16 protein-coding genes are annotated in these 18,343 nt (G+C 66.2%); 2 read left to right on the top strand and 14 right to left on the bottom strand.

All coding sequences use genetic code 11. The annotated features are described in order from the left end of the window. Positions 1 to 7: 7 nt before the first annotated feature. From ACT3UE_RS10210 to rimP, 14 genes are all read right to left on the bottom strand, one after another. Entirely contained in the window at positions 8 to 2,239 is a 2,232-nt protein-coding gene (locus ACT3UE_RS10210) for a polyribonucleotide nucleotidyltransferase (RefSeq protein ID WP_444554628.1), read from the bottom strand. A gap of 259 nt (positions 2,240 to 2,498) precedes the next feature. After that, the gene (gene rpsO / locus ACT3UE_RS10205) at positions 2,499 to 2,768 is read right to left on the bottom strand and encodes a 30S ribosomal protein S15 (protein WP_444554629.1); all 270 of its coding nucleotides are present in this window, start codon (positions 2,766 to 2,768) and stop codon (positions 2,499 to 2,501) included. A gap of 109 nt (positions 2,769 to 2,877) precedes the next feature. Beyond that, positions 2,878 to 3,711 carry a class I SAM-dependent methyltransferase gene (locus ACT3UE_RS10200; protein ID WP_444554630.1) on the bottom strand — a complete coding sequence of 278 codons (834 nt, stop codon included), beginning with the start codon at positions 3,709 to 3,711 and terminating at the stop codon, positions 2,878 to 2,880. Then, positions 3,692 to 4,651, bottom strand: a complete 960-nt coding sequence (locus ACT3UE_RS10195) for a bifunctional riboflavin kinase/FAD synthetase (protein WP_444566655.1) — start codon at positions 4,649 to 4,651, stop codon at positions 3,692 to 3,694. The genes ACT3UE_RS10200 and ACT3UE_RS10195 overlap by 20 nt, the downstream gene beginning before the upstream one ends. An 87-nt stretch (positions 4,652 to 4,738) precedes the next feature. Beyond that, positions 4,739 to 5,164, bottom strand: a complete 426-nt coding sequence (locus tag ACT3UE_RS10190; RefSeq protein WP_444554632.1) for a hypothetical protein — start codon at positions 5,162 to 5,164, stop codon at positions 4,739 to 4,741. Beyond that, the gene (locus ACT3UE_RS10185; RefSeq protein ID WP_444554633.1) at positions 5,161 to 5,535 is read right to left on the bottom strand and encodes a hypothetical protein; all 375 of its coding nucleotides are present in this window, start codon (positions 5,533 to 5,535) and stop codon (positions 5,161 to 5,163) included. The genes ACT3UE_RS10190 and ACT3UE_RS10185 overlap by 4 nt, the downstream gene beginning before the upstream one ends. A 47-nt stretch (positions 5,536 to 5,582) precedes the next feature. After that, complete coding sequence (gene truB / locus ACT3UE_RS10180; RefSeq protein WP_444561726.1) at positions 5,583 to 6,494, bottom strand: tRNA pseudouridine(55) synthase TruB; 912 nt, start codon at positions 6,492 to 6,494, stop codon at positions 5,583 to 5,585. 91 nt (positions 6,495 to 6,585) lie between these two features. Further along, complete coding sequence (locus ACT3UE_RS10175; RefSeq protein WP_444554635.1) at positions 6,586 to 8,460, bottom strand: APC family permease; 1,875 nt, start codon at positions 8,458 to 8,460, stop codon at positions 6,586 to 6,588. 133 nt (positions 8,461 to 8,593) lie between these two features. Then, on the bottom strand, positions 8,594 to 10,024 hold the full coding sequence (locus tag ACT3UE_RS10170) for an MFS transporter (protein WP_444554636.1): 1,431 nt from the start codon (positions 10,022 to 10,024) through the stop codon (positions 8,594 to 8,596). A 189-nt stretch (positions 10,025 to 10,213) separates the two neighbouring features. Next, a complete protein-coding gene (gene rbfA, locus ACT3UE_RS10165; protein WP_444554637.1) occupies positions 10,214 to 10,654 on the bottom strand; it encodes a 30S ribosome-binding factor RbfA in 441 nt (146 codons plus the stop codon). Positions 10,655 to 10,761: 107 nt separating this feature from the next. Continuing rightward, positions 10,762 to 13,584, bottom strand: a complete 2,823-nt coding sequence (infB, locus tag ACT3UE_RS10160) for a translation initiation factor IF-2 (RefSeq protein WP_444554638.1) — start codon at positions 13,582 to 13,584, stop codon at positions 10,762 to 10,764. Between the two features lie 161 nt (positions 13,585 to 13,745). After that, entirely contained in the window at positions 13,746 to 14,069 is a 324-nt protein-coding gene (locus ACT3UE_RS10155; protein ID WP_444554639.1) for a YlxR family protein, read from the bottom strand. A 99-nt stretch (positions 14,070 to 14,168) separates the two neighbouring features. After that, the gene (nusA, locus tag ACT3UE_RS10150) at positions 14,169 to 15,167 is read right to left on the bottom strand and encodes a transcription termination factor NusA (RefSeq protein WP_444554640.1); all 999 of its coding nucleotides are present in this window, start codon (positions 15,165 to 15,167) and stop codon (positions 14,169 to 14,171) included. 1 nt (position 15,168) lies between these two features. Then, on the bottom strand, positions 15,169 to 15,735 hold the full coding sequence (gene rimP, locus ACT3UE_RS10145; RefSeq protein ID WP_444554641.1) for a ribosome maturation factor RimP: 567 nt from the start codon (positions 15,733 to 15,735) through the stop codon (positions 15,169 to 15,171). Between the two features lie 184 nt (positions 15,736 to 15,919). On the opposite strand from rimP, the gene ACT3UE_RS10140 reads away from it, so the two are divergent. Both ACT3UE_RS10140 and ACT3UE_RS10135 read left to right on the top strand, forming a co-directional pair. Further along, positions 15,920 to 17,197 carry a hypothetical protein gene (locus ACT3UE_RS10140; RefSeq protein ID WP_444554642.1) on the top strand — a complete coding sequence of 426 codons (1,278 nt, stop codon included), beginning with the start codon at positions 15,920 to 15,922 and terminating at the stop codon, positions 17,195 to 17,197. Between the two features lie 7 nt (positions 17,198 to 17,204). Continuing rightward, positions 17,205 to 18,230 carry an aminoglycoside phosphotransferase family protein gene (locus tag ACT3UE_RS10135; protein ID WP_444554643.1) on the top strand — a complete coding sequence of 342 codons (1,026 nt, stop codon included), beginning with the start codon at positions 17,205 to 17,207 and terminating at the stop codon, positions 18,228 to 18,230. The last annotated feature ends 113 nt before the right edge of the window (positions 18,231 to 18,343 follow it).

Genomic DNA, 18,343 nt, shown 5'->3' with positions numbered 1-18,343 from the left:
CTCGTCCTTACGCGTCGACGGCCGAGGCTTCGGCCTCTTCAGCCACGACGGGCGCCAGGGAGAGCTTTCCGCGGTCATCGACCTTGGTGATCTCCACCTGGAGCTTCTGGCCCACGGAGACGACGTCCTCGACGTCCTCGACGCGCTTGCCACCGGAGAGCTTGCGCAGCTCCGAGATGTGCAGCAGGCCGTCCTTGCCCGGGGTCAGGGACACGAAGGCGCCGAACGTGGTCAGCTTCACCACGGTCCCGAGGTAGCGTTCGCCGACCTCCGGAACCATCGGGTTGGCGATCGCGTTGATGGCGGAACGGGCGGACTCGGCGGACTCGCCGTTGGTCGCACCGATCAGCACGGTGCCGTCATCCTCGATGGAGATGTCGGCCCCGGTGTCCTCCTGGATGGTGTTGATCATCTTGCCCTTCGGGCCGATGACCTCGCCGATCTTATCCACGGGGATCTTCACCGAGATGATGCGCGGAGCGAATTCGCTCATCTCATCCGGGGCGTCGATCGCGGAGTTGATCACCGAGAGGATGTGCAGGCGTGCTTCACGGGCCTGTTTCAGCGCGGCGCCGAGCACGGAGGCCGGCAGGCCGTCGAGCTTGGTGTCCAGCTGGATGGCGGTGACGAACTCCGAGGTACCGGCGACCTTGAAGTCCATATCGCCCATGGCGTCCTCGGCACCGAGGATGTCGGTCATCGCCGCGTAGCGGGTCTGGCCGTCAACCTGGTCGGACACCAGGCCCATGGCGATGCCGGCCACCGGGGCGCGCAGCGGCACACCGGCGTTGAGCAGCGACAGGGTCGAGGCGCAGACCGAGCCCATAGAGGTGGACCCGTTGGAGCTCAAGGCCTCGGAGACCTGGCGGATCGCGTAGGGGAATTCCTCACGCGTGGGCAGCACCGGCACGATGGCGCGCTCGGCGAGGGCCCCGTGGCCGATTTCGCGGCGCTTGGGCGAACCCACGCGGCCGGTCTCGCCGGTGGAGTACGGCGGGAAGTTGTAGTTGTGCATGTAGCGCTTGCGCGTCACCGGCGACAACGAGTCGATCTGCTGCTCCATCTTGAGCATGTTCAGCGTGGTGACACCCATGATCTGGGTTTCGCCGCGCTCGAAGATCGCCGAACCGTGCACGCGGGGCAGGACCTCGACCTCGGCGGTGAGCTGGCGGATGTCCGTCAGTCCACGGCCGTCGATGCGGACCTGTTCGGTGAGGATGCGCTGGCGCACGACGTGCTTGGTCACCGCGGCGAAGGCCTTGGAGACCTCCTTCTCGCGGCCTTCGAACTGCTTGCCTTCGGCGGCGAGCTGCTCGACGACCTCGTCGCGGTAGGCGCTGGAGGCGGTGTCGCGCTCCTGCTTATCGGCGATCGCGAAGATCTCGGTGAGCTTGGCCGATGCGGCGGACTCGACGGCGGCGTAGGCGTCGTCCTCGAAGTCGCGGAAGACCGGGAACTCGACGGTCGGCTTCGCGGCGCGGGCGGCCAGATCGGCCTGCGCGTCGCAGAGGACCTTGATGAACGGCTTGGACGCCTCGAGGCCCTCGGCCACGACCTCTTCGGTCGGGGCGGTGGCGCCGTTTTCCTTGATCAGGTTCCAGGCGTGGTCGGTGGCTTCGGCCTCGACCATCATGATGGCGACGTCGTCACCGCTCACGCGACCGGCAACCACCATCGAGAACACGGCGTTCTCCAGCTGTGAGTGCTTCGGGAAGGCGACCCACTGGGCGCCGTTTCCTTCGTCGACCAGGGCAACGCGGACGCCGCCGATGGGGCCGGAGAACGGCAGGCCCGAGAGCTGCGTGGACATCGAGGAGGCGTTGATGGCCACCACGTCGTACAGGTCGTCCGGGTTCATGGACAGGATGGTGACGACCACCTGGACCTCGTTGCGCAGGCCCTTGACGAAGGCCGGACGCAGCGGGCGGTCCATGAGGCGGCAGGCCAGGATGGCCTCGGTCGAGGGGCGGCCCTCGCGGCGGAAGAAGCTGCCGGGAATGCGGCCGGCTGCGTACATGCGCTCCTCGACGTCCACCGTCAGCGGGAAGAAGTCGAAGCCCTCGCGGGGGTGCTTGCCGGCCGAGGTGGCCGAGAGCATGGACGTGTCGTCGTCGATGTAGACCATGGCAGCGCCTGCTGCCTGCTGGGCCAGACGGCCGGTCTCAAAGCGGATCGTGCGCGTTCCGAACCGGCCATTGTCGATGACCGCTTCTGCGAACTGAATTTCGGGACCCTCCATGGAGAGTCACCTCCGTTTCTGTTGTGGCGCAGGCCCAGCCGATCCTCTCCTCCGGTTCCACCGGAGGGGGCACCCGGTCTTCGATCGAGGCCCACGGGGTTGCCGGCGTCGTGCCGGATTCCCGTAAACCACTACCGAGGACCGCGAATGTCCTTGATGGCTGGCTTCCTGCGGTTTTCATTGGTGTTGGCGGCGTGGGGCCTCCGGCCCCGTGCCCGGAAGCGGCCCTCCGTCGGGAGGACCGCTTCCGTGGAACCGACTAGCGGCGCAGGCCGAGGCGCTCGATGAGCGTACGGTAGCGGACGATGTCGGTGTTCTTGAGGTAACCGAGCATGCGGCGACGACGTCCGACCATGCCCATGAGGCCACGGCGGGTGTGGTGGTCGTGCTGATGCGTCTTGAGGTGTTCCGTCAGGTCCAGAATGCGACGTGAGAGAACAGCAACCTGCACCTCCGGGGAACCCGTGTCGCCTTCGTGGGTGGCGTAGGCCTTCATGATTTCGGTCTTGACAGTAGCGTCGAGGGCCACATTAACTCCTGGAGTTGTACCGCGAACAGTTGATTTGCCGTCTCCGGCGTGATGACACGCAACCGCGGACTGCAGCGCACACCGCCAACCAGTCTATCATCACCGGTCACTACCGACGATGGGCCCTCCAGGCGTGGGTGAAGTAGGGCAGCCCCAGCTCTTCGCCCGGCTCGTGCCCCAGATGCTCATGGAGGTACCAGTCCAGGTTCCCCTCGACCCGGGCCCGGATGGGTGCCTTCGCCCGCAGGTAGTAGCTGCGTGATTTGGCCAGTTCAATCAACAGTTCCGGGGTCACCGTCTGCTCCCAGTGCAGGCCCCTCGACTCCCACCCGGTGAATTCCGGCCCGATCTCCGGAACGAACCCGGGACGGTGCACGTCACCGGCATGCATGATGCGACTGAGCCGGTGCACCCAGGGCACGGTGACGTCCAGCTGGTTCCAAACCAGCGCCAACCGGCCTCCAGGGCGCAGGATCCGGGCGGTCTCGGCGGAGGCGGCCGGAACGTCCACCCAATGCCAGGACTGCGCCGCGGTGGCCACGTCGAAGGATCCCGCCGGAAGGCAGGTCTGCTCGGCGGTGGCCAGCACGGTGGTGATCGATGAGGATTTCAGCCGCAATTGGGCGAGCATGTCCTCCGAGGGGTCCACCGCGGTCGTACGCAGTCCCCGGGCGGCCAGTTCCCTGCTGAGGATGCCGGTCCCCGCCCCCAGGTCCACTGCGTCGCGGGCCCCGGCGGGGAGCAGGAAGTCAACGACCTCCGCGGGGTAACCCGGGCGAACGGCATCATAGAGCCCTCCCCCGTGGGCGAAGGCGGCGCCGAAGGACCGGCGGCGGGAGGCTTCGATGGCCGGCCCGCCGGCAGGAAGATTGGGAAGCGGGGCGTCCGGTGCGGGCCGGGTCACCGGTTCGACGGGCTCGCGCTCAGGCGCCGGCCCGGTCATGTTCCAGGACCCCGCGGGCCAACTCGACGTCCTCGTTCATCTGCTCGATCAACGCCTCGATGCCGTGGTAGGCGACCATCGGTCGCAACCGGGCCACGAATTCGACGACGGATTGCTGGCCGTAGAGATCGAAGTCCCCGACCTCTTCATCGGGACGGTCGATGACATGGGCCTCGACCTGCCGGCTCACCCCTTCGAAGGTCGGGTTCGACCCGACGGAAATGGCGGCAGGCCACCGCATGCCCGCCTCGTCGACGAGCCAGCCGGCATAGACCCCGTCGGCGGGGATGATCCCCGAGGCGTCGGTGGACAGGTTCGCCGTCGGAATCCCGAGTTCACGCCCCCGGGCGGCCCCGTGGACGATTTCCCCGCGCATCCGGTGGGCGCGACCGAGGATCTCGTTGGCGGTGGCCACGTCCCCGTCGGTGAGGGCCTCGCGGATCCAGGTGGAGGACCAGCGGCGGGTCTCACCGACATCGTCGATGCCGATGACGTCGAATCCGTGGATCCTTCCCAGCTCGACCATGGTGTCGAAGTCCCCCGCGTTCCCGCGCCCGAACCGCACGTCATGACCGACGACGACGGCGCAGGCGTGCAGCCGGTCGACGATGACATCCTGGACGAATTCCTCGGCGGTGGCCTGGGAGAAGGCCAGCGTGTAGTTCACCATCAGGACCGCGTCCAGACCGGTCTCGGCCAGTGAGTCCACCCGGTCGGCCAACCCCATGATCAGGGGCAGGTAGCTATCGGGACGGTGCACCTTCGCCGGATGCGGATCGAAACTGATGGCCACGGCGGCAGCACTGCGTTCGCCGGCCAGACGGGTCAGCGTGGACAGGACCTCGCGGTGGCCGCGGTGGACACCATCGAAGTTGCCGATGGTCACGACGGATGGCCCGAAGTCCGGGGGGACGGATTCGAGGCCTTTCCAGTAGTGCACTGTGCTCCTTGGGAATGCGGCGGTTGTTCGGTGGCCGGGCTGACGCCTTTCCATTATTCACGATCGGCCCCCTGAAGCTGAATTCGGCTAGCTGTCGGCTTCCGCTTCACGATGCCGGTTCAGCCACCACAGGCCGATCAGTGGCAGCACCAACGGGATGTATCCGTACCCCTGCCCGAAGTGCGACCAGACCGCCGGGTGGGCGAAGTCCTGCGGCAGCGCGAAGGACAGGATGCCCACCACGATGACCCCGATCAGCTCGATGAGCACCGCCAGGAAGGACACCTTCCAGCTGCCGGGCTTCTTCGAGGCCAGGGCGATGGTCGCGATGATGTAGATGATGGCGGCCACGGCACTGAGGGCATAGGCCAGGGGCGCTTCACCGAACTTCGTCAGGACCTGGTAGCCGGCGCGGGCCGTGGAGGAGATCGCGAAGATCCCGTAGACGGCGATGATGATCCGCCCCAGCCCGGCTTGGCGGCTGTTCGGGCGCTGGGTGGCTGGTGCATTCATACGAGGGTGGCTCCATCCCAAATCTGTTCCATGCGATACAACATGACGAATACGGTGAGGCCGACGGCGGCCAGGACGGCGTTGGACCAGCGGGTCTTGTCGGTGATGGCCCAGGCGAAGGCCACGACCGGGACGAACAACGCGGTGGCCACGTACCCCCAGAACTCCCAGGCTTCACCGGAGATCGTCTCCCCGCCCGCCTGGCGGACCGCCGCGGCGATGCCATAGACGATGAGGAAGACCTCCACGGCGGCCACGGAGATGATGGCGTAGTCGTCCGGGTGGTCCCGCAGGATCGTGGCGACGACGCTGAGCACGACGGAGAGCGCACAGATGATCACCCCGGCAATGAAGAATCCATCGACGATCACGGTGGGTTGCTACCTTTCGGCTGGCGGGCGGGGTCGGGTGTGCGGGCTCAGGCGGTGACGAAGACGATCTCGGGCTTCGCGGCGCCGCCCTTGTTCTTCAGCAGGGCCACGCAGGTCCCGTCCGGGGAGAAGGCGGCAGTGACGGCATCGTCCTGGGCATTGGGCCCGATCCGGCGTCCGAAGGACAGTTCGGTGGCTTCCTCGGCACTGAGTTCGCGGTTTTCGAACAGGGCCCGGGCCGCTGCATCCAGGGAAAGCATCCCGAATTCCTCGGCCAGCTGCTCCATGGTCCGGGCGCCGTCGATGCCGTAGGGGCCCACTCGGGTCCTCCGCAGTGCGGTCAGGTGTCCCCCGACGCCCAGGTCCTCGCCGAGGTCACGGGCCAGGGCCCGGATGTAGGTGCCCGAGGAGCATTCGACGGTGACGTCGACGTCCTGGATCTTGCCCCCGCGCAGGCGGCGCACCTCGTGGACCTCGAAGCGGCTGACCGTGACCGGCCGCGAGGGAAGATCCACTTCCTGACCGCTGCGCACCCTGGCATAGGAGCGTTCCCCGTTGACCTTGATGGCGCTGACGGAGGAGGGGACCTGCTCGATGTCACCGGTCAGTCCGGCCACCTCGCGGTGGATCTGTTCCTCGGTGACCGCTGCGGCGATGCGCGCCTGGAGCAGCTCGCCTTCGGCATCGTCGGTGACGGTGTTCTCGCCGAGGCGGATGGTGGCTTCGTACGTCTTGGTGGCCCCGACGATGTAGGTCAGCAGACGGGTGGCCTTATTCACCCCGACCACCAATACCCCGGTCGCCATGGGATCCAGGGTCCCGGCGTGGCCGACCTTGCGGGTCCCTGCGAGACGGCGGGTCCGGCCGACGACGTCGTGGCTCGTCCAGCCCTGGGGCTTGTCGACGATCACCAGTCCCGATCCGACGTCGTCCTGAGCTGTGCTGGCACCTTTTTTCACGCACCCTAGTATAGGCGGCCCGAAGTCCCCGTGTTCACCGCCGCCTCCGAGGGCGGTACAAGAGGCGGCTCCCCTCCCCGGGCTTTGCCGGTCAGATCCCGTCGGAGGAGACCTCTCCCCCGCGGGCGGCTGCTTCTTCGACGATCTGCTGGACTTCGCCGGTGTTGAAACCGGATCTGACGGCCCAGACATAGGTGACGATGCCCACCAGGAGTTCCACGCCCATGCCCCAGGGGAAATGCAGCACCGGTGATTCCAAGGGGCCGTAGACGCCGAGGTAGCCCACCAGCAGCGAAGCCAACAACAGCCAGATCAGCCACCAGGTCGCGTTCACGTGGCACCGCCCGGTTTTGTTGCTGAAGAACCACAGGGCCGCGCAGAAGGCGATCACCAGGACACAGAACACCGCGTAGTACACCGGGAACGGCCAGCCTCCGGGGCGCTGGGCCTGGGCCCCGCTGAGGACCCATCCGCCAACGGTGGCCACCCAGATCCACAAGACGAAGAAGATGATGCTGATCGCAAATGCCGGGACCGCCGAGATCCACTTGCTCTTCCACGCATAGTAGGCGGTAAAGAAGGGCAGCCCGATGAATGTGGCCGTGAAGACGTTGGCCAGGGTGGAGAAGCCGCTCCAGTACAGGATCAGCACCGCGGCCAGGAAGGAGATCGGGGACCAGAACCGGTAGGCCCTCAGCCGGAAGGGCCGCTTCAGTGACCCGGCGGTCCTGCGCAGGACCGGTAGCCCCACCCCGCCCATGATGTAGGTCAGCACCGCCGCCGAACTGATGAACCCCACCAGTTGGTACCAACTCGGTGCCGGGACGAAGAACACGCATCCGACCACGGCCGAGACGACCAGGGCCACCCAGGGGATCCCGAAGCGGTTGCTCTCGGTGAACTTCTTGGGGATGTTCCGGTACACCCCGAGCCCGTATCCGGTGCGGGCGCCGGTCCCCAGATACACCCACCCGGTGGCCAACGGGGACACGGCCGCATCGATGAGCAGGAAGGTACCCAGGGCCGCCAGCGCCGCGATGTTGGCCGAGCCGAGTGCATGGAACAGCGGCCCGTCCGCCCAGCCTCCGGCCACCAACTGGTCCCATTGACCGCCCTTGAGGCCCATGTCCTTCCAGTTGATGGCCCCGATGAACGCCACTTGCAGCAGGGTGTAGATCACTGCCGGGATCGCGATGGAACCAATGGTCGCCAAAGGGACGTTGCGCTGCGGATTCCTGACCTCCCCGCCGAAGTCCAGTGCCTGCCTGAAACCCAAGAGGGAGAAGATGATGCCCGTGGTGGCGATGGCGTGGAAGATCGGGGGAACACCCAACGGGGCGAAACCGCCATAGGTGGTGAAGTTGCTGCCGTCGAGGATGAAGAAGAGGAAGATGAAGGTCAACGTCGGCAAGGCGATCTTCCAGATGGTCACCCACCGGTTGGATTCGGCCAGGAACCGGGCCCCGAAGAAGTTCAACACGAAGAAGAGGAACATCAGGACGAATCCGCTGAGGATCCCGGTGGGCCAGCTGAGCAGTTGCACCCCGTCCACGGTGGTCAGGAAATGGGTGTCGGGGAACCGTCCACCGATGTACGTCAGTGTCGCTTCGGCCTCGATCGGCGGGATGGAGACCACGGACAGCCAATAGGCCCAGCCGATGATCCAGCCGGAGAAGGCACCGTGGCTCAGGAACGTGTATCTGACGATGGCCCCGGAGCGGGGAAGCATGGCCCCGAGTTCGAGATAGGTCAGGGCGATCAGGAACACCAGGACCGAGGCGATGATCCAGGACAGGATGGCTGCCGGCCCGGCGACTCCGGCGGCCGCCAACACCCCGAAGAGCCACCCGGACCCGATTTGGGCGCTGACGCCCAGGAACAACAGTTGCGTAAAGGACAGATTTCGTTTCAGGGCCTTATCGGTCGATTCGAATGATCCGCGCTCAGTCTCGTGTGCGAGGCCCATGGTCAACACTTCCTTGTGTTTGACTTGAATCCTTGTTTATTCAGAATAAACCCCTCCTAATGCGCACGAAAAGACAAGTTCACCGAAATTTTTGGAAGTCTTTTTTGTGCTCGAGGTCTCCTCGCGATCAGGCTTACATGCCGGGGAAATCCGGCCCCTCCGGGACGACTCGGTCGTGGCATGCCGCCATCGCTTCGGGTGGGACGGGCCTGCCGCTGGCGTTTTGTGCGTTGCTGATGCCCAGCGCCGAGACGACACCCGCCGCGATCATCAGCAGCGCCGCCACCAGAAGTACCCGGTGGAAGGCCGCGAAGTCCAGGACCGGACCGGCGAACCAGCCCACGGCAGCAACGGCGAGGAGACCGGCCACCCGTGACACCGCGTTGTTGATAGCCGATCCGATACCGCTCTGGGCCGGGTCGATGGCCCCAAGGACTGCCGCGGTCAGCGGGGCGACTGTCACCGCCAGGCCCAGCCCGAAGAGCACGACACCCGGCAGAATGTGCTGCCAGTAGTCCAGCGGTTCCGTTGCCGAGAGCATCAGCAGGAAGCCGGCAGCTCCGATCACGGGTCCCACGGACATGAATAGCCTGGGCCCGTATCGACCAGCAAAGGTCCCGAAGAGTGCGGAGAGTGCCAAGGACATCAAGGTCAACGGGATGGTGGCCATACCCGCTGAAAATGCGGTGAACCCTGCCGTCTCCTGCAAGAAGATCGGGATGATGAACGTCCCCAGCGTGATCCCCGCGTAGAACGCCGCGGTGGCCAAGTTTCCGATGCCGAAGTTCCGCTCCCGAAACAAGTGAAGGGGCATCATCGGGTGCCGTGCCGTTTTCTGCCTCCACATGTAGGCGCCCAGACAGGCCAATCCCCCAGCAAGCGGCAGGGAAACCAACGGAGCTGCCCACCCCCGCCCGTCCTGGAAGATCAAGGCAAAGACCGTTCCCCCCAGCCCCAGAGCCGCCAGCAACGCGCCGAGAACATCGATCGGCGTCCGCGCCGAGGGTTTCGCCGGCTCGTGGAGCTTGAGTAGTAGGACCAGGGTGACGGCGATCGGGAGCACGTTGATGGCGAAAACCAGCCGCCATGAAACAGCATCCACCAACAGTCCGCCCAACAGGGGCCCTGCGACGAAAGCGGTCCCCGTCCAGGCCGTCCATTGTCCGATGGCCCGCGCCCTGGGTTCTTCAGCGAAAGTGGAAGTGATCAGCGCCAACGAGCTGGGTACCAGCAGTGCGGCCGCAGCTCCCTGAAGTAGACGTGCGGTCAACAGGACGCCGGTGCTGGGGGCCACGGCACAGAGGAGTGACGCAGCGCCGAAGAAGATGAGTGCGAAGCGGAGCATCCGCACCCGCCCGAAGATATCGGATAAACTGCCCGCCACCATGATCAACGAACCCAGGGTGAGCAGATAGCCGTCGAGCACCCACTGCTGGGTGGTGATTCCCCCGCCCAGTTCACTGGCGATCGCCGGGAGGGCGACATTGACGATGGAGCCGTCGAGAAAGGCCACGAACGAGGCAAGAATTGCCACCCACAACACGGAACGTTCTGACCCGCTCATGGTTTCAGTCCCCTCCGCTGGATACTGCTGAACCGAAGATAGGACCGTGCCCCGGGGAAGTCAATGCCCGCTTCAAGGTGCCTGGAGGTGCTAATTGACCTGCCGGTATCGGCCCCGAAAAGCGACGGCGGCCGTCGTGCAGGTGATCTCCTGCACGGCAGCCGCCGTCGATGGTGAAAGACGCGGGACCTAGACTTCTGTCTCGTCGTCCTCGTCGTCATGCTTATAGGGATCGGCGTCCCCGGCGTGCGTCGCCTCGGAAGCCAGCGCGGCCACCTCGGCGTCACGCTCCTTGGCCTCACGCAGCAATTCCTCCAGGTTGGAGGCGTTCACTGGGATTTCGTCGGCGACGAATTCCAGGGTCGGGGTCAACCGGACGGTCAGGTTGCGCCCGACCTCCTTGCGCAGGATCCCCTTGGCCTTGGCCAGCCCTGCGGCGGCTGCGGCCTTTTCTGCGTCCTCGCCGAGGACTGTGTAGTAGACGGTCGCGTTCTGCAGGTCGTTGGTGACACGGGTGTCGGTGATCGTCACGTTTTCAACGCGGGGATCCTTCACCACCTTGCCGAGCGACTGCGCGACCAGGACCTTGATGCGTTGCGCGAGCCGTGCCGCGCGAGCCGGATCGGCCATGATGCCCTCCTGGGGATACCTTGTGCTGGTTCTTGCTGCTGTGTGGAAAAGAAGACGCCGGGCGCCCGCCCGTCAGGCGAGCGTCCGGCGTCGTACTGCCTTGGCGTCTAGACGCGCGGCTTCTCGCGCATCTCGAAGGTCTCGATGATGTCGCCTTCCTTGATGTCGTTGAAGGAGCCCAATCCGATACCACATTCGAAGTCCGTGCGGACCTCGGTGGCGTCGTCCTTGAAGCGCTTCAGCGAATCCACCGTCAGCTTGTCCCCGATGACCTTGCCATCGCGGGTGACACGCGCCTTGCTGTTGCGTCGGATCGTCCCGCTGCGGACGATCGAGCCGGCGATGTTGCCGAACTTGGAGGAACGGAAGACCTCGCGGACCTCCGCCGTACCCAGCTGGGCTTCCTCGTACTCCGGCTTCAGCATGCCCTTCAAGGCCAGCTCGATGTCATCGATGGCCGCGTAGATGACCGAGTAGAAGCGCATGTCAACGCCTTCCTTATCGGCCAGATCGGAAACGCGCTCGGCAGGCTTGACGTTGAAGCCGATGATGATCGCGTTGTCCACGGTTGCCAGGTTGACGTCGTTCTGCGTGATGGCACCGACGCCGCGGTGGATGACGCGCAACTGCACGCCTTCGCCCACGTCGATCTTGAGCAGTGAATCCTCGAGGGCTTCCACGGCACCGGACACGTCACCCTTGAGGATGAGGTTGAGGGTGTCGATCTTGCCATCGGCAACGGCCTGGTCGAAGTCCTCCAGGGTGATGCGCTTGCGACGCTTCGCCAGCTGGGCGTTGCGGTCGGCCGCCTCACGCTTCTCGGCGATCTGACGGGCGGTCCGCTCATCCGAGGTGACCAGGAACGTGTCGCCGGCCCGGGGGACGGTCGACAGACCCAGCACCTGGACCGGACGCGACGGGGTCGCCGTTTCCAGGTTCTCGCCATTCTCGTTGAACATGGCACGGACGCGTCCGTGGGCCTGACCGGCGACGATCGTGTCGCCGACCTTCAGCGTGCCGGACTGCACCAGCACGGTGGCCACTGCACCACGACCCTTATCGAGGTTGGCCTCGATGGCGATGCCGCGAGCATCCTTATTCGGGTTGGCGCGCATGTCCAGTGCGGCGTCCGCGGTCAGCAGCACCGCCTCGAGCAGTTCCTCGATGCCCAGGTTCTTCAGCGCCGAGACCTCGACGAACATGGTGTCGCCACCGTATTCCTCGGGTACGACGCCGTATTCGGCGAGCTGGCCCTTGACCTTGTCGGGGTTCGCCGCGTCCTTATCGATCTTGTTCACTGCCACGACGATCGGCACGTCGGCCGACTGGGCGTGGTTGAGCGCCTCAACGGTCTGCGGCATGACGCCGTCGTCCGCGGCGACCACGAGCACGGCGATGTCGGTGACCTTCGCACCACGGGCACGCATGGCCGTGAAGGCCTCGTGACCGGGGGTATCGATGAACGTGACGGCACGTTCGTTGCCCTCGTGTTCGTGGCTGATCTGGTAGGCACCGATGTGCTGGGTGATGCCGCCGGCTTCGCCCTCGATAACGTTGGACTTGCGCAGCGCATCGAGCAGTCGGGTCTTGCCGTGGTCGACGTGACCCATGACGGTGACCACCGGGGGCCGTGCCATGAGGTCCTCGTCGCCTTCGTCCTCGAGCTCCTGATCCAGGTCGATGGAGAAGGATTCGAGCAGCTCGCGCTCCTCGTCCTCCGGGGAAACGATCTGGACTTTATAGCCCAGCTCGTCGCCCAGGACGTCGAAGGTCCCCTCATCCAGCGACTGGGTGGCCGTGGCCATCTCGCCGAGGTGGAACAGCACCGTGACCAGTGCCGCCGGGTTGGCTTCGATCTTGTCGGCGAAGTCGGTGATGGAGGCACCACGACGCAGGCGCACGATGGTCTCGCCGTTGCCACGGGGAATGCTCACGCCGCCCAGCGACGGTGCACTCATCTGCTCCAGTTCCTGGCGCTTCGCCCGCTTCGACTTGCGCTGCTTGCCGCGACCGGCGCCTCCCTTGCCGAAGGCACCCTGGGTGCCACCGCGACCGCGGCCACCACCCTTGCCGCCGAAGCCGCCACCGGGACGGCCGGGGCCGCCTGCGCGTCCTGGAGCGCCGGGACGGCCTCCACCGGCCGGGGCCGGACGCTCGGTGCGGTTGGGCATCATGCCCGGGGTCGGGCGGGGCCCACCCGGACGAGTGCTCGGGGCACCGGCACCGGGGCGCGGGGCTCCCGGACGAGGCGCACCCGGACGAGGACCACCGGCACCGGCCGGCGGACGCGGTCCACCCTGGCCTGCCGGGGATCCGGTCCGCATGCCCTGCTGGGACGCGAACGGGTTGTTCCCCGGACGCGGCCCACCGGGACGCGGGGCGCCCGATCGTGCACCGGGACGCGGCCCGCCGGGACCGGAGTCCTTGCCGCGCATCCCCTGCTGGGATGAGAACGGGTTGTTGCCGGGGCGCGGGGCACCGGGCTTGGCGGTCGTCGGACGCGGTGCGGCCGGCTTCGCCGCCGAGGAATCCTCGGCAGCCGGCGCTTCGGCAGCCGCCGGCTTCTCTGCCACGGGTTCCGGAGTCGCCGGGGCAGCGGGTGCTGCCGGGGTCACGCCGGGCTTCGGGGCCGGACGGGCGCCGGGACGCGGCGCGTTGGACGCAGGGCTTGCCGGAGCAGCAGGGGCCGCAGGGGCCTCCTTGGCCGGAGCCGCCGGGGTGGCCGGCTTGGCTGCTTCCGGTGCCTTGGCGGCCGGCTTCGCCGGTGCCTCGGACTGGGGGAATGCGCTCCGTAGTTTCTTGACTACGGGCGCTTCAATGGTCGACGAAGCGGAACGGACGAATTCGCCCAGTTCCTGCAGTTTTGCCACTGCATCCTTCGAAGTGATGCCGAGCTCTTTGGCGAGCTCGTGTACGCGGACCTTGGCCACATTTCTCCTGTCTCGGTCCGCCCCTGCACTCACTTCTTACCGGGTGCGAACCGTCTGTTTCGGGCTTGGTCGGTAGCCGCCCAGAGGCAGCATGCCGATCGTTGCGCATAACTGATTGGTCATCGTTAGGCGCTCATCGCTTGACACTCATCGGGTTTCCATCAGATTTCTGACCCGCTTTCACGTTTGACGGTTGATTCGGTGCTACCACCCGGCGGGGGCGCACCCAGTGCGGCCAATGCAATTTCCACTTGCGAGTCGTCCACGGGGGCCCTGAAGGCCCTGCGGAACGCCCGCCGCTTCACGGCACGGGCTGCACATACCGGTGCGGGGTGCAACCAGGCACCCCTACCGGACTTGCATCGACTGGGGTCGGGAACGACCAATGAGCCTGTTCCTTCGACCACCCAACGCAACAACTGATCCTGATCCGTCGATTCCCGACACCCGACACACGTACGCTGCGGCTGATGCTGCGAGCTCACGCGAGGGAGTCAACTCCTGGGTTGGGGTCGGCGGACCTGAACGGACCACTGACTAGTCTACCGCTTTTCCCACCGCCCATGGGGCATCGGTGCCGACGGTCACTCGGGACGAACCGCCTCGACACGCCCGTTCGGGTTGGCATCGGAGGAAATATCGATCCGCCAGCCGGTGAGCTTGGCCGCCAGACGGGCGTTCTGCCCTTCCTTGCCGATGGCCAGCGACAACTGGTAGTCCGGAACGACCACATGGGCCTGGCGGATGGCCTCATCGACGATGGTGACCGACTTGACCTTCGACGGGGAGAGGGCATTGGCGATGAACCGGGCCGGATCCTCGTTGTAGTCCACAAGGTCGATCTTCTCGTCGTAGAGCTCGTTCATGACCGCACGCACACGCGAGCCCATCTCGCCGATGCAAGCACCCTTGGCGTTGATTCCGGGCTTCGTGGGGCGCACGGCGATCTTGGTCCGGTGCCCCGCTTCGCGGGCCAGGGAGACGATCTCGACGGTTCCGTCCGCGATTTCCGGGACCTCGAGCTCGAAGAGCCGGCGCACCAGGTTGGGGTGCGAACGCGACAGGGTGATGGCGGGGCCCTTCAGGCCCTTGCGCACGTCGGTGACGTAGGCCCTGATGCGCGCACCATGGATATATTTTTCGCCCGGCACCTGTTCCGGTGGTGGCAGGAGGGCCTCGATGGTTCCCAGGTTGACCTGGATCATGATCGGGTTGTTGCCCTGCTGGATCTGGCCGGAGATCAGTTCGCCTTCCTTGCCCTTGAACTGTCCCAGGATGTTGTCGTCCTCCACGTCGCGCAGACGCTGGAGGATGATTTGCCGGGCCGTGCTGGCGGCGATGCGGCCGAAGCCTTCAGGGGTGTCGTCGAATTCGGCGAGTTCGTTGCCGTCCTCGTCGGTGTCGGTGGCCCAGATCGTGACTCGGCCGCTCTTCTGGTCCAGTTCGGCCCGGGCGCGATCAATGGCTCCCGGGGACTTGTGATAGGCCATGACCAACGCCTGCTCGATGGTCGGGATGATCAGGTGCAGTGGAATCTCGCGTTCCGATTCCAGGAGTCGCAGTGCGCTCATATCGATATCCATGTCAGGCCTCCTGCGCCTCGTCGATTTCCGGTACTTCGTCGTCCAGGGGCCCTGGAGTGGTGAACTCGACGTCCACGGTGCCTCGACGGATGTCGCCATAGGCGATCACACGGGGCTCGCCCTGCTTGGGTTTCATGCCCTTCTTCACCGGGACGTCGGGGACGACGGTCACGGTCTCGTCGTCGGCTTCCATCAACCGTCCGGTGATGTTGTCTTCGCCGATCAGGTTGATCTTGACCAGACGACCGATGTTCCGGCGCCAGTGGCGCGGCAACGTCAGCGGACGGCCGATTCCGGGCGAGGAGACCTCGAGTTCATAGGCCGGCCCCGGCTCGGCGGGCGCCTGGTCCATGGCCGTTGATACGGCTTGGGAGACCTCGGCCAGTGTGTCGAGATCGACGCTTCCGGTTCCTTCGAACAGATCCACGATGACGTTCACCGTGCGGTGGTCGGCACTGGAGCGGACCTCGACCTCTTCAAGGAGGAGGTTGTGGGCGGAAACGGTGGGTTCCAGATACTCCTTGAGCCGCTGCCCTTCGGACGGGGTTCCTGCCGGCTGTTCGGACATGACTTCCTCCCACATATTCGATGTTGTGCGTACAAGAGTATCGACAATTTCGCGGCTCCGCCGACGTCGCACCCCGTGGCAGGGCCCGCCGGGCGGTTCACTGGTCCGTCCCCTCGGAAGATCGAGCCCGCCACGGGTGGCATCGAGCCCCTGGTTCAGCGGGGCCCATGGGATGATCGTGTCGATGGTTACACGCTCCCCCTCCCCCCGTGGTCCCCGCCGTTCACCACGGCGCGGGTTCTCCGCAGTGGCCAGGTTCCTGCTGCGCACCTTGGGCCTGCTGCTGGTGGCTGCCATCGTGATCGGTATCGGCACGACGGTCGAAAGCCGTTGGGGCCCGGATTCCCGGGGCGGTGGGCAACAGATGAGCCCACAGGAAAAGGCTTCCCGGACCATGCTCGCCCTGGCAGGAACCGCTGAGGAACTGGCCACCGGAACCTCCGGGCAGGACGCGGGAAGTGCCTCCCCATCCGCCTCGGCTCCTGCCTCGCCCCCGTCGGAGAAGGCCCCGACGGTCGACAAGGCGTCGGCCACCGAGCTGGAACGGATCTCCACCATGTTGCGTCGGCATGTGGAACTTCTCACACCGGGGCTGGCTGCCCACGTACAGCAGGAGGCCGACCAGAGCGCGTCGGCACCTGCCTCACCAAGCGCCAAAACCACGGATCCGGCGACTCCTTCCGCTACTGCGGCATCCACCACCACCTCCGTCACCGAAGTGGCCGTGGAACTGGCCGATACGGCCAACTGGCTGCTGGAGGCCGCCACCGACGCCGCTTCCAGTGAGGTCCCGGCAGTTCTGGGTTCGGGCATCGAACAACGCCTGGCCGCCCAGCGGCTGGCAGGAAAGATCCCCGGGGACGGTGCCTCGAAGAAATTGCCGAAGTTCGTGATCCCCGAGGCAACTCATGCCTGGCAAGATGCCGAGAGCCACCAGTTGCCCGAGGGCTCCTGCGCGGCCGAGCCAACGGATGGCGCCACCGGTAGTCCGGCGGCACCGGGGACGAATGCCGGTTCCTCGGTTTCTGCCACCCCTCTTCCGGCGAGCAGTACCGAGGGTATCTCCGCGCAGGACCAGGCTTCGGCCGGCGCCCTGGAGCAGGCCTCCGATGCTGCTTTCCGGCTTGCGTATGGATACCAGATGGCCGCCGTCAAACAGCCCGGGGATTCGACCCGGAAGGGCTGGGAGCTCTCGGAGGCCTCCGCCGAGCTGGGTCACCGGCTGGAGGATCTGCTGCCTGCCGGATGCACCCCCGTCCGGGAACCGGCCTACCAGCTCCCCCGGGATTTCTCGTCGAAGCCCATCGCGTCGGTCGCCGAGGCGGAGGGCCAGTTGGCGGGCCTGCTTCGTGATGCCGCTGCGGCCTCCGAACAGCCGGTCCGTCCGGCGCTGATCGCGGAAACCTGGCTGTCGGCCGAGCGTTCATTCACCTTGGCGAACACCATTCCCGACCTCACCTGAGGAAGTCATGGACACCGATCGTGCCCGCGATGCCTTTCGCGCTCAGTTCCAGGATCTTCCGGCACCGCTCCGCCACCAGGCGTTGCGGTCGTCGGCGGGAAGGCCCTGGCTGGACACCCTGTGTGAACGCGTCCTGGCCCGATGCGGGAGCTGGCATCTGGTCCCGGATCCTTCAGCGCCGCATCCATTCCTTGCCGGTCACGCGGGGCTCGTGGTTCCCGTCATCGACGCAGCGGGAGCCCGCCTGGCGCTCAAATGCCAGATCCCCGATCCCGTCCTGGCCACCGAGGCCACGGCACTGCATTGGTGGTCCGGGCAAGGCGCGGTCACGTTGTTCGCGGAAGAGGACGGGTTCCTGCTGTTGGAACGTCTGGACCCGGATCACGATCTGGGCTCCATGGCCCTGCCGGAGGCCGTCGAGATCTGGGGGCAGTTGATGTCCCGGCTGAGCCTGCCGGCCCGGGAGCTTACGCCGACGACGGCGGGCGCTGGGATGGTGGAGAGAACCGATGCCCTCGCCGAACGCTGGAACGATGAGCTTCCCGCCCGGTGGGCCGAGCTTCCGCCGGTGCTCCCCCGGCGTCTGCTTGAGGCCGCACTGGAACTCTGCCAGGTTCGCGGTGCCGTCGGCCGACGTGACGACCGGGACTTCCTGGTGCACTCCGAGCTGCACTACTTCAGCGCGCTCCGGCGGCCGCCCACCGGGGAATTCGTGGCCATCAACCCCCACCCAGTGATCGGCGACCGGGAATTCGGCGTCCTGCCGATGCTCGAGAATCGTTTGGCCGACCTGCCCTCCCGAAACTCCGGCCCCGCCTTGCGACGTCGTCTCCGCCATCTCAGTGAAGCGGCCGGACTCGACGAGGAATCGGCGGTGGGATGGGCGGTGGCCCGGGCGGTGGAGGACGTCCTGACCCATGCCGAGGAAGGCCTCTTCGACGAGGCCGAAAGATCCCTCTGGGTGGCGACGGCGCTCAGCGGCGGGGATGTCTCCTCCTTACCGGACGTCCACCGGCTCAACCCTCTGAACTGATTCCCTTTGCTGGCCGGTGGGTCTCAGCTGGTGTCTCCGGGCAGCGGTGGTGCCTGGGACCGGTAGTGGTGGCCGGTCGGGGTGGTGACCACCGTGGTATGCCGGGCCCCGGC

This window comes from Arthrobacter sp. 179, from assembly GCF_052379645.1.
Classification (GTDB): domain Bacteria; phylum Actinomycetota; class Actinomycetes; order Actinomycetales; family Micrococcaceae; genus Arthrobacter_H.
The sequence above is the reverse complement of the archived record's forward strand: the minus strand, read 5'-3'. Positions and strand labels throughout refer to the sequence as shown.

Excerpts from the sequence above, each read along its gene's own strand:
- ACT3UE_RS10210 (WP_444554628.1), bottom strand. The coding sequence starts at position 2,239 with ATGGAGGGTCCCGAAATTCAGTTCGCAGAAGCGGTCATCGACAATGGC.
- ACT3UE_RS10200 (WP_444554630.1), bottom strand. The coding sequence starts at position 3,711 with ATGACCGGGCCGGCGCCTGAGCGCGAGCCCGTCGAACCGGTGACCCGG.
- ACT3UE_RS10190 (WP_444554632.1), bottom strand. The coding sequence starts at position 5,164 with ATGAATGCACCAGCCACCCAGCGCCCGAACAGCCGCCAAGCCGGGCTG.
- ACT3UE_RS10175 (WP_444554635.1), bottom strand. The coding sequence starts at position 8,460 with ATGGGCCTCGCACACGAGACTGAGCGCGGATCATTCGAATCGACCGAT.
- ACT3UE_RS10170 (WP_444554636.1), bottom strand. The coding sequence starts at position 10,024 with ATGAGCGGGTCAGAACGTTCCGTGTTGTGGGTGGCAATTCTTGCCTCG.
- rbfA (WP_444554637.1), bottom strand. The coding sequence starts at position 10,654 with ATGGCCGATCCGGCTCGCGCGGCACGGCTCGCGCAACGCATCAAGGTC.
- nusA (WP_444554640.1), bottom strand. The coding sequence starts at position 15,167 with ATGGATATCGATATGAGCGCACTGCGACTCCTGGAATCGGAACGCGAG.
- rimP (WP_444554641.1), bottom strand. The coding sequence starts at position 15,735 with ATGTCCGAACAGCCGGCAGGAACCCCGTCCGAAGGGCAGCGGCTCAAG.
- ACT3UE_RS10140 (WP_444554642.1), top strand. The coding sequence starts at position 15,920 with ATGGTTACACGCTCCCCCTCCCCCCGTGGTCCCCGCCGTTCACCACGG.
- ACT3UE_RS10135 (WP_444554643.1), top strand. The coding sequence starts at position 17,205 with ATGGACACCGATCGTGCCCGCGATGCCTTTCGCGCTCAGTTCCAGGAT.